13 protein-coding genes and 1 pseudogene are annotated in these 16601 nt (G+C 40.3%); 10 read left to right on the forward strand and 4 right to left on the reverse strand.

Features of this window, described 5'->3' with window-relative positions; translation table 11 throughout:
* Positions 1 to 15 precede the first annotated feature (15 nt).
* The 4 genes and pseudogenes from RCZ04_RS11055 to RCZ04_RS11070 all read left to right on the forward strand — a co-directional run bounded on the left by RCZ04_RS11055 (position 16) and on the right by RCZ04_RS11070 (position 3349).
* Positions 16 to 1278 (forward strand): aminotransferase class I/II-fold pyridoxal phosphate-dependent enzyme, encoded by a 1263-nt coding sequence (locus RCZ04_RS11055; RefSeq protein ID WP_460486097.1) that lies wholly within the window; start codon positions 16 to 18, stop codon positions 1276 to 1278.
* Positions 1279 to 1386: 108 nt separating this feature from the next.
* Entirely contained in the window at positions 1387 to 2085 is a 699-nt protein-coding gene (locus tag RCZ04_RS11060; protein WP_460486098.1) for a polyprenol monophosphomannose synthase, read from the forward strand.
* Between the two features lie 16 nt (positions 2086 to 2101).
* Positions 2102 to 2467 carry a diacylglycerol kinase family protein gene (locus tag RCZ04_RS11065; protein ID WP_460486099.1) on the forward strand — a complete coding sequence of 122 codons (366 nt, stop codon included), beginning with the start codon at positions 2102 to 2104 and terminating at the stop codon, positions 2465 to 2467.
* Positions 2468 to 2474: 7 nt separating this feature from the next.
* Positions 2475 to 3349 (forward strand): annotated as a pseudogene (locus RCZ04_RS11070) (DMT family transporter).
* A 32-nt stretch (positions 3350 to 3381) separates the two neighbouring features.
* Here the strand turns inward: RCZ04_RS11070 and metG are convergent.
* Positions 3382 to 5448, reverse strand: coding sequence for a methionine--tRNA ligase (gene metG, locus RCZ04_RS11075; RefSeq protein ID WP_460486100.1), 2067 nt, complete (start codon positions 5446 to 5448; stop codon positions 3382 to 3384).
* A gap of 760 nt (positions 5449 to 6208) precedes the next feature.
* Here metG and RCZ04_RS11080 point away from each other — a divergent pair.
* From RCZ04_RS11080 to RCZ04_RS11100, 5 genes are all read left to right on the forward strand, one after another.
* Entirely contained in the window at positions 6209 to 7687 is a 1479-nt protein-coding gene (locus RCZ04_RS11080) for a YfcC family protein (RefSeq protein ID WP_460486101.1), read from the forward strand.
* Positions 7688 to 7699: 12 nt separating this feature from the next.
* Positions 7700 to 8326 carry a rhomboid family intramembrane serine protease gene (locus RCZ04_RS11085; protein WP_460486102.1) on the forward strand — a complete coding sequence of 209 codons (627 nt, stop codon included), beginning with the start codon at positions 7700 to 7702 and terminating at the stop codon, positions 8324 to 8326.
* A 120-nt stretch (positions 8327 to 8446) separates the two neighbouring features.
* Positions 8447 to 8731, forward strand: coding sequence for a hypothetical protein (locus RCZ04_RS11090; RefSeq protein WP_460486103.1), 285 nt, complete (start codon positions 8447 to 8449; stop codon positions 8729 to 8731).
* Between the two features lie 96 nt (positions 8732 to 8827).
* Complete coding sequence (locus RCZ04_RS11095; RefSeq protein WP_460486104.1) at positions 8828 to 9571, forward strand: hypothetical protein; 744 nt, start codon at positions 8828 to 8830, stop codon at positions 9569 to 9571.
* Between the two features lie 72 nt (positions 9572 to 9643).
* Positions 9644 to 12397, forward strand: a complete 2754-nt coding sequence (locus RCZ04_RS11100; protein ID WP_460486105.1) for a PD-(D/E)XK nuclease family protein — start codon at positions 9644 to 9646, stop codon at positions 12395 to 12397.
* Between the two features lie 20 nt (positions 12398 to 12417).
* Here the strand turns inward: RCZ04_RS11100 and RCZ04_RS11105 are convergent, their stop codons facing one another.
* The 3 genes from RCZ04_RS11105 to RCZ04_RS11115 are packed head-to-tail and all read right to left on the reverse strand — an operon-like array spanning position 12418 to position 15592.
* Entirely contained in the window at positions 12418 to 13638 is a 1221-nt protein-coding gene (locus tag RCZ04_RS11105) for an aminotransferase class V-fold PLP-dependent enzyme (RefSeq protein ID WP_460486106.1), read from the reverse strand.
* A gap of 34 nt (positions 13639 to 13672) precedes the next feature.
* Positions 13673 to 15271, reverse strand: coding sequence for a bacillithiol biosynthesis cysteine-adding enzyme BshC (gene bshC, locus RCZ04_RS11110; protein ID WP_460486107.1), 1599 nt, complete (start codon positions 15269 to 15271; stop codon positions 13673 to 13675).
* Positions 15272 to 15289: 18 nt separating this feature from the next.
* Positions 15290 to 15592 carry a hypothetical protein gene (locus RCZ04_RS11115; protein ID WP_460486108.1) on the reverse strand — a complete coding sequence of 101 codons (303 nt, stop codon included), beginning with the start codon at positions 15590 to 15592 and terminating at the stop codon, positions 15290 to 15292.
* Positions 15593 to 15721: 129 nt separating this feature from the next.
* On the opposite strand from RCZ04_RS11115, the gene RCZ04_RS11120 reads away from it, so the two are divergent.
* Positions 15722 to 16447 (forward strand): RsmE family RNA methyltransferase, encoded by a 726-nt coding sequence (locus RCZ04_RS11120; RefSeq protein WP_460486109.1) that lies wholly within the window; start codon positions 15722 to 15724, stop codon positions 16445 to 16447.
* Positions 16448 to 16601: the final 154 nt, after the last annotated feature.

Below are 16601 nucleotides of genomic sequence, written 5' to 3' on the forward strand. Positions count from 1 at the left end.
AATAAAAAAGAAATAATGAAAGATTTATTTGAGCATATTTATGCAAATAAAGGAAGTATAGGGCGATGGTCTGACCACGCTGAGGGCTATTACGTATTCCCTAAATTGGAAGGTGAATTAGGCCCTCATATGAAATTCCAAGGCAAAGAAATCCTCAACTGGAGTATCAACGACTATTTGGGGCTTGCCAATCATCCCGAAGTACGCAAAGTAGATGCTGAGGCTGCTGCCGAATATGGTGCTGCCTACCCTATGGGGGCTCGTATGATGAGTGGTCATACCACTATGCACGAAGAACTCGAAAAGCGTTTGGCTAAATTCGTTCACAAAGAAGCAGCCTATTTGCTAAACTTCGGTTACCAAGGAATGGTGTCAATCATTGATGCTTTGGTTACTAAAAATGATGTGATTGTATACGACGTTGATTCTCACGCTTGTATCATCGATGGGGTGCGCTTGCACTTTGGCAAACGCTACACCTATCAGCACAACGATATGGAAAGCTTTGAGAAAAACTTAGAGCGCGCTGCTAAATTAGCTGAAACTACTGGCGGGGGTATCTTAGTAATCTCCGAAGGGGTTTTCGGGATGCGTGGCGAACAAGGTAAACTCAAAGAAATCGTAGCTCTTAAAAAGAAATATAATTTCCGCCTTTTGGTAGACGATGCTCACGGTTTCGGTACCTTAGGCCCTAACGGCGAAGGGACTGGCGTTCATCAAGGCGTACAAGATGAGATTGATGTGTATTTCTCAACTTTTGCCAAATCAATGGCGGGTATTGGGGCTTTCGTTGCAGCCAATGCTAAGGTAGTTGATTACCTCAAGTACAACCTCCGCTCTCAAATGTTCGCTAAATCTCTTCCAATGATTTACGTGAAAGGGGCTCTCAAACGTTTGGAAATGATGGAAACTATGCCTGAACTCCAACACAAGTTGTGGGATAATGTAAACCATTTGCAAAACGGACTTAAAGAACGTGGCTTCAACATTGGGAATACCAATACCTGCGTAACCCCTGTATTCTTGCACGGTAGCATCCCAGAAGCTATGGCAATGGTGAACGACTTGCGTGAAAATTACGGTATCTTCCTCTCTATAGTAGTGTATCCTGTGATCCCTAAAGGAATGATACTCTTGCGCATCATCCCTACAGCTTCTCACAGCAAAGAGGATATCAATCGCACTTTGGATGCTTTCTCTGCCATTCGCGAAAAACTCGAAACAGGTGTGTATCGCGCTATGAATGCTGAACTTTCCAAAGAAATGGGAGATATGTAGTTCATAAAATATAATATAAAAAACTTTGCCAAAGGTCGTAGCACGACACGCTATTTTTACTTTGGCAAAGTTTTTGTGTATGCCCGCTTGTTAATTGTTAATTATAAATTGTTAATTGTCATTCCTACATATAACGAAATTGAAAATATAGAAGCTATCATCAAGGCAGTATTTGCCCAAAACGATAGTTTTCATATTCTCATTGTAGACGACAATTCGCCTGATGGTACTGCCGATAAAGTGCGAGCCTTGCAAAATGAGTTCCCTAACCGGCTCTTTTTAGAGGTGCGCACCGAGAAAAAAGGCTTAGGTACTGCTTATATTCACGGTTTTCAATGGGCTTTAGCGCGCAATTATGAGTACATCTTTGAGATGGACGCCGATTTCTCTCACAACCCTACCGACCTCCTTCGCTTGTACGAAGCTTGTGAACAAGGTGCTGATGTAGCTATCGGTTCGCGCTACGTGAAAGGGGTAAATGTGGTGAATTGGCCTTTACAACGCATCTTGCTCTCCTATGGAGCTTCTATTTATGTGAGGGTGATTACAGGAATGAAAATTAAAGACCCTACCGCGGGCTTCGTGTGCTACCGCCGAAAAGTGTTAGAAAATATTGACCTTAACACCGTTAGATTTGTAGGCTATGCTTTCCAAATAGAAATGAAGTATCGTGCTTACTTGAAGAAGTTTAAAATTACTGAAGTACCTATTATTTTTACCGATAGAACTAAAGGAAAATCAAAAATGAATAAAAGCATCATTCGTGAGGGCATTTTTGGCGTGATCGGGATGAGATTTAAAAAGTAAATCAATATAGAGAATTATGAAATTTATAGAAAAAAGACTTAAAAGCTTACAGTATGTATTTCAAGGTTTGTTTTACTTGATAAGGAATGAACCTCCAGTAATGGTGCATATCCTCGTTTCTTTAGCGTGGATAATTTTGGGTTTTTGTTTTGGAATCACTACCAACGAATGGATTGTACAACTGTTGTGTATTGCTATAGTGCTATCGGTAGAAGGACTTAACACAGCGGTTGAAAAGCTATGCGATTTCATTCACCCCGATCATCACAAGAAAATTGGCATTATCAAGGACGTAGCTGCAGGCAGCGTAGGTTTTGCTGTAATTCCTGTCTCTATTATATTGGGGATTATCTACTATCCTTATGTAAAGCAACTCTTCTAAACTCATTATGAAAGATGTAGTTAAAGGCTATTTAGCTGCTTTTATTTCAGCGGTTACCTATGGTATGATTCCGCTGTTTATGATTCCTATCAAACAACAAGGTTTTTCAGTAGATGCAGCTCTTTTCTATCGTTTTATCACAGCGAGTCTCTTTATTGTAGGCTATCTTCTGTATAGAAAAGAAAGTTTGCGCATCGCTCCTCGCGAAGTCTTTCTCTTTGTCGTTTTAGGAATTTTATACGCCCTTTCAGCTGAATTTCTCTTTATAGCTTACGACTTGCTTCCCCAGGTATTGCTTCTACCATCTTCTTTATGTATCCCCTCATCGTAGCATTAGCATTGGGGATTTTCTTCAACGAACGCATTACTTTCCCTACTATTATAGCGCTTTTCATCGTACTGATAGGCGTTTTTCTGCTCAGTGTAAAGGATGTTACTAACTTTTCAATCAACTATATAGGGGCTAGTGTTTCACTACTGGGGGCACTTTCGTATGCGCTCTATATGCTCATTGTCAATAAGAGTAAAATAGCTGCTTCGGGTATCAAAGTATCTTTCTATTCTACACTTTTCTCCTCAATTTATTTTCTTACCAAAGTGTTTATTACAGGTAATGCGCTTCCTATCCCCGAAGTGAAAATGAGCCTCTTTTTAGTATCCTTTGGTATTGTAACTACCCTACTTTCTATCATCACGCTCATTTATGCCATTAGAATGATAGGTTCCACTCCCACCGCTATTATCGGGGTAATGGAACCTGTAGTAGCTGTTGCGATTAGTATTTGGGTATTTCAGCAAGAAAGTCTTACTACAAACCTCATCATAGGGGTCGTACTTATCATCATTGCTGTGATGATAGATATTTTAAAAAGAAAAAAGTAGAGTTACATTATAACCCTACTTTTATAATATTCCTATTTTACTTCTGTTCCATTCGCTATTTCTTCAGCGTCAGGATTGATAAAGGTGTATTTGCCTTCGCTGTTTTCTACCATTAGGATCATCCCGTGGCTTTCTACCCCGCGCAATTTGCGTGGTGCAAGGTTGGCTAATACGGTTACCTTTTTGCCTATAATCTCTTCAGGAGCAAAACTTTGGGCAATACCCGATACAATGGTGCGCTGGTCGATGCCGGTATCTACTTTTAAAATAAGGAGTTTATCGGCTTTAGGCATCTTTTCGGCTTCGAGAATGGTACCGATACGGATGTCCATTTTGGCAAAATCGTCGTAGCTGATGAGCTCTTTTTGTGGAGCTACCTCAATTTCGGCATTGGCTTTTGCTTCTTGTTGGTTAGCCAATTTGGTATTCTCCAAGCGCTGTAATTGTTTTTCAATAGCAGCATCTTCTATTTTTTCAAAGAGCAATTCGGCAGTACCGATGCGATGCTCTGTTTTGAGAAGCTTGGTAGCATTGGTCTTTACACTTTCCCAAGGGGTAGTACCCAATTGCAATATACGTTTGAGTTTTTCGGAAGTGAATGGCAAGAATGGTTCGCTGGTAACCGCCAAAGCCGCAGCGATTTGCAAAGCGATGTACATTACGGTCTTCACGCGCTCAGGGTCGGTTTTGATGAGTTTCCAAGGCTCTTCATCGGCTAAGTACTTGTTGCCTAAGCGAGCGATATTCATCAGCTCTTGTTGGGCTTCGCGAAAACGATAGCGCTCTAATGATTGTTCTATTTTTTTAGTAAGCTCTTTAATTTGTGCTAAGGTTTCGGTATCTACCTCGTTGAAAGCGTTTGCGGCAGGTACTTCGCCTTCGTAATACTTCTGTGTAAGCACTGCTACTCGATTGATAAAATTCCCGAAAATGGCAACCAACTCGTTGTTGTTGCGCGCTTGGAAGTCCTTCCACGTGAAATCGTTGTCCTTAGTTTCAGGGGCATTGGCGGTGAGCGTATAGCGCAACACATCCTGCTGATTAGGAAAATCCTGCAAGTACTCGTGCAACCACACTGCCCAGTTTTTGGAGGTAGAGAGCTTGTTGCCTTCTAAGTTGAGGAACTCATTAGCAGGCACATTCACGGGTAAAATGAAACTACCTTCGGCTTTGAGCATCGCAGGAAAGATGATGCAGTGGAACACGATATTGTCTTTCCCGATAAAGTGCACCAACTGTGTTTCAGGGTCTTGCCAATAAGGACGCCAGTCTTTACCTTCGCGCTCTGCCCATTCTTTGGTAGAGGATATATAACCGATAGGCGCATCAAACCACACGTATAGCACTTTACCTTCGGCGCCTTCTACGGGTACAGGAATCCCCCAATCGAGGTCGCGAGTTACCGCGCGAGGTTTGAGCTCATCGTCAAGCCAACTTTTTACTTGTCCGTATACATTGGGTTTCCAATCAGTTTTATGACCTTCTAAAATCCATTTTTCCAAAAACTCTTGATAGCGGTTGAGGGGTAAAAACCAGTGTTTGGTAGCCTTGAGGGTAGGTTTAGAGCCTGTAATTGACGATTTAGGGTCGATGAGGTCGGTTGCGTTGAGCGAACTACCACAGCGCTCGCACTGGTCGCCGTAAGCCTCAGGGTTACCACATTTAGGGCAAGTACCGATAACGAAACGGTCGGCGAGGAATTGATGAGCCTCTTCGTCGTAAAGTTGTTCAGATATTTCTTCGATAAAATCACCTTGCTCGTAGAGTTTTTTGAAGAAATCAGAAGCTGTTTGGTGATGAATAGGAGCCGAAGTACGCGAATAATTGTCGAATGAAATGCCAAAATCGGTGAATGATTGCTTGATAATAGCGTGGTATTTATCGATAATTGCTTGCGGGGTAGTGCCTTCTTTTTTGGCTTTGATAGAGATAGCCACTCCGTGTTCGTCGCTACCGCAGATAAAGGCTACATCGTTGTTTTTCAGGCGTTGGTAGCGAGCAAATATATCGGCAGGCACGTACACACCCGCCAAGTGGCCAATGTGAATAGGGCCATTGGTATAGGGCAGAGCCGCCGTAATGGTATAACGTTTAGACATTTGTTGAGTTTTGAATTATGTGTTTTTGGGCGACAAAAGTACGAAATAATTACGAATTACGAATTACGAATTACGAAAAAGAATATAAAAAGGGGGGTGTAATTGGTAAATTTTGAAGATTAGTGAAGAAAAGAGATTGATAATCAAGGCTTATTTTAAGTTAAGATGAACCTAAGACAAACTTATGATGAACAATGAATGGTTCTATATCGGCTCTACATCGGCTCTATATCGGTTCTATATCGGCTCTACATCGGCTCTACATCGAACAAAAGACAAAGGAAAGACGAACAATGAACGAACAAAAGATGAACAAAGGACGAAGGGAACCTCCCCCTAACCCCCTCCAAAGGGGGAACTGTAGCGACGCAAAGATAAACAAAAGACGGTGCGAGTCGCAGGGGCAGATGAACGAATGACGAACAAAAGACGAAGGATGAGTGGCTCATCAGCGAACAAAAGACGAAGGGATAACAGAGGAGAGGTAAAGAATAATGCTATTAATAATGGATATTAGGTGTCGATATGTGGTACAAAATTTAACTAGAAGAAATTAAAATGTTGTAAAGTAAACTTTGTACATTTAACTTGAGGACTAATATCTATGCTTGGTAATTCAGTTTTTTGTTGTATCTTTGCCCGAGAATAGAAAATATTATTATCGGTTATGATAGCTATATAGAAATTGTAGCTTCTAACTGTTTGAACAAATACATATAAAAACTAAAGAAATAACCTCACGGATTACCCTAAAAGACCAATGAAAAAACTGAAGTTTCCCACTCCTTACACCGTACTGATGCTGGTGATAGTGTTGGCTGTCAGCCTTACTTTTCTGTTGCCCTCGGGTTCTTACAGCACGCTACAATACGACAAATCGCAAGATACTTTTGTGGTTCACTCGGTTGATAGTACCTATATCCTGCCAGCAACTCAAGAACAGCTGAACGTTCTGGGCATTCACATTCAGTTGGCTAAATTTAAAGAGGAGAAAATCAAGAAGCCTATCTCTATTCCTAACACTTACGTGCGGACTGAGTCGCACCCACAAGGGGCTAAAGCAGTGCTTTTTGCACCTATACAAGGCATTTACGACACTGTGGATGTGATTCTCTTTGTATTGGTATTAGGAGGTTTTATAGGGGTGTTTAACAGTTCGGGAGCACTGAATATGGGGGTAGGCTATTTGGCACATCGGCTTAGAGGGCGCGAGGGGATTCTTATCATATTGCTCACTACTTTGTTAGCACTGGGAGGTACGTCGTTTGGCTTAGCCGAAGAAACTCTTGCTTTCTACCCGATGTTAGTGCCTATCTTCTTGGCAGCTGGTTATGACCTAATGGTGCCTTTGGCGGTGATTTATATAGGTTCTAATGTAGGCTCAATGGCATCGACTACCAATCCGTTTGCGGTGATTATCGCCTCAGATGCTGCGGGGGTCGATTGGACTTCGGGTTTAGGTATTAGGGTGATTGCCTTAGCGGTGTGTGTGCTCATTAGTATTGTTTACATTATACGCTATGCCGAAAAAGTGCGCAAACACCCCGAAAAATCGCTCGTGTATGGGGTAGCTCTCCCTGAAATATACGCGTCTAACACTCCAGAGAAAACTTCTTCGCTCAAGCTTTCTACCAAGATAGAACTCATAGTGTTTGCTCTTTCGTTTGTAGTGATGATCATAGGTGTTTCGCAATGGGAATGGTGGTTTCAAGAAATGACTGCTATCTTTCTCGTAGCGGCTATTGTGATGGCTATCTTGCAACGTAGCAGTGAACAGCAGTTTATTCATCAGTTTATGACAGGGGCACGTGATTTATTGAGCGTGGCTTTTATCATTGGGATAGCCAGAGGTGTCTCGTTTATACTGAACGACGGACAAATATCGGGTACTATTCTGCATTACGCTACTGACTTGGTACAGGGAATGTCGCCAATGGTCTTTTTGCCAATGCTGATGTTAGTATTTGCCGTGTTGAGCTTGTTCATCGCCTCGTCCTCAGGAATGGCTGTGCTCACGATGCCTATTATAGGTTCTTTAGCGTCGGTAGTAGGCGTAGAAGGGCACAGTGTGGTGAATGCTTATCTTTTTGGGATGGGTATTATGGGGCTCATCACTCCTACAGGGCTTATTTTGCCGTCGCTGGCAATGGTGAATATCAACTATAAGCAATGGTTGCAGTTCTGTATGCCGTTGGTACTTATCTTTGCTGTAGTACTCACTATTTTATTGTGGATTTAAAATATGGAACTTATGAATATCACTTTTATTATTATTCTTCTCACAACTATAGCGATAAGTTATTATGGATTCAATAATCTTACCTTTTTCAACCGCTACAAATTCAATGTAGGGGCGGTGCAAAAAGGCGATTATGTACGTTTGCTATCTTCAGGTTTCTTGCACGCCAACTGGGAACACCTCATCTTTAATATGATTTCACTCTACTTTTTTCAAGGAGTGATTATTGGCTCTATGGGTAACCTAATGTTTTTGTTCATCTACTTTGGTTCGATGCTATTGGGTAGTATCTTTAGTTTACGTATCTACCGCAGGCAGCCTTATTACTCGGCTATAGGCGCTTCGGGAGCTGTGTCGGGTATTATTTTTGCAGCGATAGCCTTGTACCCTACCGAGTTGAGCGTAAACTTCCTACCAGGGTGGCTTTTTGGAGCTTTATACTTTGGCTATTCGGTATTTATGATGTTTAATCCGCAGCAAGGTGACAACTTAGGTCACGCTGCTCATTTAGGGGGAGCCCTTTTTGGCTTGGCTGTAGTAGCAGTTTACCAACCTGAAGTAGTGATACGCCACGCGTTATATCTCGGAATAATGGCTTTGCCTTTAGGCTATATGGGCGTGCGCTTGCTGAAGAAATGAGGAAATTAGCATATTAGAAAATTTGGGAATTAGGAAATAATGAGGGTCTATTTGAAATGAAAAAATTGTGGCTATGAGAACTCTTGTACTACTGAGGCTACAACGCGTGTAGAGTTTGCAATGCAAGAAGGAGAATACAAGAAAATTACTTGTAAAAACTGCAATTATTCACACCAATATCAACCCAACGATTTCTACGCCAAAACCTCAAAAATACCACAACTAATAGCGTTGATTTCTTTTGTAATAGGAATAGGCTTGTGCATATATGGCTATGTTTCCTACTTTGATACTATGGGTTGGGGAGTATTGATGCTTATTCCTTCAGTAGTATATGTCTTTTTTATAAAAGAAGAAGCACGTCGTGTAAGTGGTTTTAACCGGATATCATTTCGTAGAAAATAAATAAAATAATTATTGTATGTGTCTTGATAAAAAGATATGAGTTCCTCACTGTTTTATATCCTTCTTATTATATGCTTTGTGCTGACTTATTACGCAGTGAAGCGTTTTCATCCTCAATCAGGAATATTTATTTATCTTATTGGGTTTGGAGTAGTATCAATGATTACTTTTGCAGCAGTCTTGCTCCCTATAGCTATTTTGGGATATGTTCAAGACTTATATAAAAGTGAAACTTACAATGCCAAAGTTGTAGATTTTGTATATGAAACAAGAGAGAAAACAAAAACTCACAAACACAGTAGCAGTAGCAGAACTATTACTGTAAAACTTCCTATTGTTCAATTTGTTGCAAATCAAGGAGACACAATTACAAAGAAAGCTGAACATTACAATACTTTATATTCTTACAAGGAGAAAGCAATGTATTGTAAAGTAGACTACAACCCCTCTACTGGGAATGTCTTTATAGTAGATAGAAGTGGTTTCTATAAAATGCTATCTGTAATGATTTTCTTTGCCGCATTTTTTGATTTTTTATTTGTGGGATTACTACTTTATGTATTAGGCAAAGATATGACGCGTTATAAGAGAATGTTAATCATTGTACTTTTCTTTATCAGTATCCCAATAGCAATACTCAGTTTTGCAATAGTCCTTTTAGTTACAGCTTATGAGGCAACCGATTTATCTCTACCCGCCCAAATAGCCTGCTATGTCTTTGGGACATTACTTTTGTTAGCTTTTACGGGCTATGTAAAATTACTCTCTAAAAATAAAAACAAAAAGAGTCATCACGACCGCCACCGTTCTCATCCTTCTTTTTTAGAATTTAGAAAATAATATAAAAATTGCTTTTCCAGGTTGTCACCGTTCGGGGAATGAGAGCTAATTAGCAAATTGAAAAATTAACAAATGTCTTATTTACAAGAAGTTATTACCGATGTTTTAGAGAACTATTCCGATCAGGCGGAGCGTCTCCTGTTTGTTACTACAGGGAAACGCCCTGCTCTCTTCCTCAAAAAGCACTTCGCCCAGCAGGTGAAGCACGCGACTATTGCCCCTGAGTTCATCGGCATTGCTGACCTTTTTACACGTATCTCGGGGGTGCAGTCTATCAGCAATTTGTCTTTGCTCTTCGAGTTTTACGACTGCTATAAAACCACTTGTAAAGACAGCCCTGATACTTTTGAGGAGTTCCTCAGCTGGGGGCAAACGGCTCTCAAAGACTTTAGTGAAATCGACCAGTATTTAGTAAAACCAGATAAGTTATTCCCTTATATCCACGCCCTCAAAGAAGCTGAGCACTGGTCGGGATTTGACAAAGAACTTACCGATATGCAAAAGAAACACTTGGAGTTCTGGAATACTCTGGGCGATTACTATTTTGCTCTTAACAAACGCCTCGACGAACTTGGCAAGGGCTATGGTGGTTTTATTGCTAAAAAAGCAGTAGAAAAACTCCCTGAATACATTCAAACACAGGCTGATACTATTCATATATTTGTAGGTTTCAATGCACTGTCAGAAGCTGAACAAAAGATTATTCAGTCGATATTAATGGATATAGGGGGTGAAATCTATTGGGACGGAGATACGTATTTCCTAAATAACTCTACCCACGATGCTGGCTTCTTTTTGCGCAAATATCTGAAAAATTGGCGTTATTATGAAACACATACGCCTAAGTTTATCCAAAGTAATTACGAAAAAGAAAAGGAACTTTACCTTACAGGGGTGCCTAAGAGTATCAATCAGGCACATAGTGTAGCTGAACTACTCAAAAATATCCCTACCAACGAATTGGAAAGTACAGCGCTCATCATCGCCGATGAGAACTTACTCATACCCGTTCTGCAAGCTGTACAAACCAAAACAAGCGTGAATATCACAATGGGCTACCCCTTGCAACAAACTCCACTGAACGACCTTTTTGTGGCTTATTTCCGGTTACAGCTTTCTAAGAGTAGTTTTTATCATAAGGATATACTGAACCTGCTCTCGCAACCTTTCTTGCACACCCTGCTTAGTGAAAATGTGGTAAGGGAGATTTCACAGTATATCAAGACACACAACCTCACTTATATCACCCATAAAAAGCTGTTTGAAGCGGTCGAGAAAATTGAGGATATCACGGATACTGACTGCAAAATGCTCAGATTGCTTTTCCCCGAAGGAAGCGGTAAATCGTTTGTTACTACACTTATTGATAATGCCATTGTGCTGATTTATCGACTGAAAGAACAACTTAACACCGAGAATAACACACATATCCTCATTCAAGAGTACGCTTATCGCTTTTACCAACTCTTTAACCAGCTCAAGCAGTTGCAAGAGCAGTACAGCTATATTGACACGGTGAAAACGCTTTATCATTTTTATTTGGACGTCTTGCAGAAGAGCGCACTTAACTTCCGTGGTGAACCTTTGGAAGGCTTGCAAGTGATGGGAGTGCTTGAAAGCCGAAGTTTGGATTTCAAACGCGTGATTATCACCTCGGTGAACGAAGGAGTGCTTCCCTTGGGCAAAAGTGATAATTCACTCATTCCTTACGATGTGAAATATGTGTTGGGATTACCAACTTTCAAAGAACGAGATGCGGTGTATAGCTACAACTTCTACCGTATTTTACAACGCGCTGAACAAATATATTTGTTCTATGATACCGAGATGAACGGCTTCAAAAACAAGGAAAAAAGTAGATTTATCCTTCAACTCTTAGCCGAGAAAATTCCTACTCATAAGGTAGTACACCAAATCAAAGCTCCTGAGGTATACCCCGCAGTACTTTCTCCACTCACTATTGCCAAAACCGAATCCGTTATTGAGTCTCTCAAAGCACTTGCCGAAAAAGGTATCTCGCCTTCTGCTTTAACTACCTATATCCGTAACCCTATGACCTTCTACCAGCAAAATGTACTGCACATATACGAAGAAAGAGAGGTCGAAGAAACAGTGGAAGCCCGTACTTTTGGGAATATTGTGCACGGTACTTTAGAAGATTTATACTGTCCGTTTTTAAATGAAGTACTCACCCAGGAGAACATCAAAAAGATGCAACCTTTGGTAGTCCCTACCATTGAACGTCGCTTTGAAGAAGAGTATAGAAGTACTGATTTTAGGACAGGTAAGAACTGGCTTATTTTTAATGTAATTGAAAAATACGTACGCAGTTTCTTAGCTTTGGAGCTCGCCGAGATAAAGAACGGCACTGAAATTATTCCTCTATATTTGGAAGAGAAGATAAAAGTGCCTTTCCAAACGCCTCACTTGCCTTTCCCTGTTAATTTCAAAGGAATTATCGACCGTGTGGATAGACGTAACGGAAAGCTACATATCATCGACTATAAAACAGGTATTGTAGAGCCCAACGATGTACGTATTAAGGATTGGGAGAGTCTTATTACCGACATTAAGTACGGCAAGGCTTTCCAGTTGCTCACTTATGCTTATATGTTCACCCAACATTTTAAGATTGACGAACCAATGAGAGTTGCCAATCTATCGTTCAAGCGCTTGCAAAAAGGGCTTTTGCCTTTTCATACTTATATCGACAAAGTGAGAGAAGAGGATGTTACCTCTCAAACCCTCGCCCTGTATACTCAGTATACCGAGCAATTACTACAAGAAATCTTTGATATCAACACTTCTTTCAGTGAAAAAGTGTAATATTTATTTTAGTAAAGCAATTAGCTTAGCATTCTTTGAGCTTTCTTTACGCCTTCTACAAAGATATCTATCTCCTCAATAGTATTATATACAGCAAAGCTGGCACGAACTGTACCTGGAATATGATAGAAATCCATAATAGGTTGAGCGCAGTGGTGTCCCGTGCGTACAGCAATGCCCATTTGGTCAAGAATAACCCCTACATCATAAGGGTGAATACCCCGCAGGTTAAATGATATAACAGCAGTGCGTTTACTCAAATCGTCATTGCCATAAAGAGTAATACCTTCTATGTTTTGCAACTTAGCAATCGCATATGCTAACAGCTTATGTTCGTGTGCTGCAATATGCTCTATCCCCAAGTGTTGTATATAATCTATTGTAGTTCCAAAAGCAATACCTCCACAGATGTTAGGAGTTCCCGCTTCAAACTTATAAGGAAGATCAGCATAAGTGCTCTCCTGAAAGTGCACTTCTTTTATCATTTCCCCCCCTCCTTGATAAGGCGGAAGTTGTAATAACAATTCCTCTTTGCCATATAGTGCTCCTATGCCCGTAGGACCATACATTTTATGGGCTGATACAGCATAGAAATCAACATCAAGAGCTTGCATATCGGGTTGCATATGTGGAGCTGCTTGAGCTCCATCTACTAATACCACTGCCCCTACGCGGTGCGCTTTTTCTATGATTTCTTCTATAGGGTGAATATTGCCTAACGCGTTTGATACGTGCTGTACGCAAACCACTTTCGTGCGTTTATTCAGCAGTTGGCTATACGCTTCCATATCCAAAATACCCTTTTCATTCATCGGTATTACCCTTAAAGTCGCACCACTCCTTTGGCAAGCCAACTGCCAAGGAACTATATTGCTGTGGTGCTCTGAAGCCGAAATAATCACCTCATCGCCTGCTTGCATTAGTGCACCATAACCGTTAGCCACTAAGTTAATACCGTGAGTAGTACCTGCAGTAAAAAGAATTTCAGAGCTTTTGCGGGCATTGAAGTAGTGTTGTAGCTTCTTTCTCGCTTCTTCGTAAGCATCGGTAGCTTCTTGGCTGAGAGTATGCACTCCTCGGTGAATATTAGCATTCTGATAACTGTAGTAATGCACAATAGCATCTACCACCTGAATAGGTGTTTGTGAAGTAGCTCCATTATCAAAATAGATAAGAGGATTGTTGTGAATAGTACGTGAGAGTATAGGGAAGTCGGCTCTTATTTCAAGAATACTTTTCATTGTTTGTTATTTTGGGTGCAAAGATACAATATTTTCATTGTATTACCACAAACCTAAAATCAAACGGATTAAAGTCTTTTACTAATTCAGAAATGAACGCTGACCCTTTTACCAAGTAAAAATCAGTGAAGTTAGAAAAACGCTCTTGTAAGGCTCCGTTCGGGAAGAGTTCACTTTGTAAAAACACAGTACGCTCCAATTCCTCAGCAAACTTCCTTTTCTGAGCTTTTAAAAGACGTTTTTCCAGTTTATCTAAGCCTTTCAGTTGTCGTACTTCTTGCGCTTTTACGGCACTCTCAAAAGTAACATCAGTGTGTTTAGCTAACTCGTATAAATGCTCAAACTGCTTGCGTAGTAATTCCTTTTCAGGAGTAAAATCTATAGGAAACTCGCTCAGTTGTCGTACTTTCTTATTCTTTAAGTCTTCCGGTTTTAGAAATAAATCTTCTACTGAAAGCTGTAGTTTTTGCAGTTTTTCGGCTTGTCTTTCTGAAATAAACATTGCCGAATTGCGTAACATCAGCATTGGGAAGGGTACTTTTTCCTTGTCAAAAAAGCCTTTTAATTCTAACCAATAGGCTATCTCACCCCCTCCACCAATATACGCCAAATTAGGTAATATCACCTCTTGATAAAGCGGTCGCAAGATAACATTCGGCGAAAAACGCTCGGGGTAGGAGTGGAGCTCCTCTAAAATAGCTTCCTCAGAAAAACGAATGTCTGTGTCGTGCACTTCAAAACCATCAGCAGTGCGCACCAAGCGATGACGCCCCTTTTCAGTAAGGTAGAACAGATTCACCTCACGCGGGTTCACTTGCACGGGGTAAGAGCTATTTACAGTTTGTAAAGCAGCAATACTTTTAGTTACTTCAGTATGCGCCACACTGTGCAGTAAATCATCGCTTATATAATGAATGAACTCCCTTTTCAAGGCTTTGTCGTTGCCGTCTATCACCACTACTCCATAGTCTTCAAAGAGCGCATTCACTAAGTAATGAGTAGCCGATGCCAAATCTTTGTGTTTTAAATAGCTATCGCGGAAGAGTGTGCGCAAATCATCGGCGTTTTTGCCCAAGCCTATAGCTCTATCAAAAGTTTGAAACACCGCTTCAAGCGTATCAGTACTGAAGTTACCCGTCGCTCCCGTTTGGTCACTATTCCAACAGAGAGTGCGATTGCTCAAGTGAAAGTGGTTGATTTCCTCAAAATCGTGGTCTTCTGTAGCCATCCAATATACAGGCACAAAATGATTATCTGGGTACTTTTCGGTAAGCTGTTTAGCAGTATTAATCACCGAAATTATCTTAAAAATGAAGTAAAGATGTCCTGTAAAAAGGCTCAACTGATGCCCTGTAGTAATGGTAAACGTATTACTTTTAGCTAAAAGTTCTATATTTTTCAGTACTTTTGGGGTAGTTTTTACCTCAGAGTATTGTTCTTTCAGGCTACTGACTAAAATATCTCGTTTCTCCTGACTAAAATTAGCCTCTTTCTCTTCTATCTGTGCCTTAAATTCCAATAATGTAGGAAATCTATGATAAAACGGGCGTAGTTTTTCTTCCTCACCTACGTAATCAGTAATGAGTTTAGAGAAAAAACGAATATTTTGGTAAGAAATATAAGCGGTAATCATACGCTTTTCAGTGTTTTTTTATTCGTCGTCTATAGAAGAATCGTCCGGTATATCCAAATTGCTTACACTTATATCATCTTCGTCATTGTTCATAAAGTCATCATCTTCGTCGAAGTTTTCCATAGTATCAGCCAATCGGGTACTTACTTTCACTAAATAAATAGTGTCATCAGTACGTACTTCCAAAGCATCAACAGTCTCATTTTTAGCGTTTTTAAAACGAATTACATCTGCATCTGTATACCCTTCAGGGTATTTCTCTACCAACATTGAGAGGATCTCATTAGTTAGTTTGTTGTAGTCTACTATTACGCGTTTCATATTAATATTACTTTTCACGGGGCGAAAGTAAGGCAAATTTTATAATTACAAAATAAAAAATACACTTTTTTTTATTTTGTTGTATCTTTGTCCCCCAATAATGCCCATTTTTTCTAAGAAAATTAAAGTATGAGTATGCAATTATTTTTTCACCCCAACCTCCATTCAAGTAATACAAATTGCTTTTTTGATAAGGAAGAAAGCCAACATATTGTAAAAGTATTGCGCAAAAAAGTAGGCGATATACTCCACATTACCAATGGCAAAGGACTCCTTTTTGAAGCTCAGTTAGATTTTGCTACACCCAAACAATGTGAAGTGTCTATACTGAAATCTACCCCTCAGCCTCCACGTCCTTATTACTTACATTTGGCAGTGGCACCTACCAAAATGAACGAACGTTATGAGTGGTTTTTAGAGAAAGCCACCGAAATAGGCGTTGATGAAATTACTCCTATTATCTGCGAACATTCTGAGCGTACTACTATCAAGGTAGAACGCTTTGAAAAGATACTCCTTTCAGCGATGAAACAATCGTTACAATGCTATTTGCCTAAACTGAACGCTCCTGTAGCCTCAGCTCAGTTCTTCAAAGCAATGCAAGCAGATAGTTCAGCTAAATATATAGCACATTGTCAAGAAAATGAAAAACGGTTGTTCTCTCACGCACTCTCACCTTTTCCTGAGCGTCTTACGGTGCTCATAGGTCCTGAAGGTGATTTCTCACCCGCAGAACTCAGCACCGCTTTGCAACAATCATTTATACCCATTTCATTAGGAAATACACGCTTGCGCACCGAAACAGCCGCTATTGTAGCCTGTCATACCGTTGCAATAAAAAACGAGCTAAGATAATATCACTTTCAACTTTTCTAATACTGAAAAGTAGCTACTTGTTTCCCAACAAGCACCCTGATAAAATCTTAGCTTCGTTTTAGGTTTATTCTACCTTCGTCTTTTGTTCGTCATTCCTTCGTTCTTTGTTCGTTGTCCTGTCCTAAAAAAGGTT

The organism is Capnocytophaga sp. HP1101, assembly GCF_054772415.1.

What these genes read in the sequence shown, in the direction of transcription:
- RCZ04_RS11055 (WP_460486097.1), top strand. Translation starts at nt 16, where the DNA reads ATGAAAGATTTATTTGAGCATATTTATGCAAATAAAGGAAGTATAGGG.
- RCZ04_RS11065 (WP_460486099.1), top strand. Translation starts at nt 2,102, where the DNA reads ATGAAATTTATAGAAAAAAGACTTAAAAGCTTACAGTATGTATTTCAA.
- metG (WP_460486100.1), bottom strand. Translation starts at nt 5,448, where the DNA reads ATGTCTAAACGTTATACCATTACGGCGGCTCTGCCCTATACCAATGGC.
- RCZ04_RS11080 (WP_460486101.1), top strand. Translation starts at nt 6,209, where the DNA reads ATGAAAAAACTGAAGTTTCCCACTCCTTACACCGTACTGATGCTGGTG.
- RCZ04_RS11085 (WP_460486102.1), top strand. Translation starts at nt 7,700, where the DNA reads ATGAATATCACTTTTATTATTATTCTTCTCACAACTATAGCGATAAGT.
- RCZ04_RS11090 (WP_460486103.1), top strand. Translation starts at nt 8,447, where the DNA reads ATGCAAGAAGGAGAATACAAGAAAATTACTTGTAAAAACTGCAATTAT.
- RCZ04_RS11100 (WP_460486105.1), top strand. Translation starts at nt 9,644, where the DNA reads ATGTCTTATTTACAAGAAGTTATTACCGATGTTTTAGAGAACTATTCC.
- RCZ04_RS11105 (WP_460486106.1), bottom strand. Translation starts at nt 13,638, where the DNA reads ATGAAAAGTATTCTTGAAATAAGAGCCGACTTCCCTATACTCTCACGT.
- bshC (WP_460486107.1), bottom strand. Translation starts at nt 15,271, where the DNA reads ATGATTACCGCTTATATTTCTTACCAAAATATTCGTTTTTTCTCTAAA.
- RCZ04_RS11115 (WP_460486108.1), bottom strand. Translation starts at nt 15,592, where the DNA reads ATGAAACGCGTAATAGTAGACTACAACAAACTAACTAATGAGATCCTC.
- RCZ04_RS11120 (WP_460486109.1), top strand. Translation starts at nt 15,722, where the DNA reads ATGAGTATGCAATTATTTTTTCACCCCAACCTCCATTCAAGTAATACA.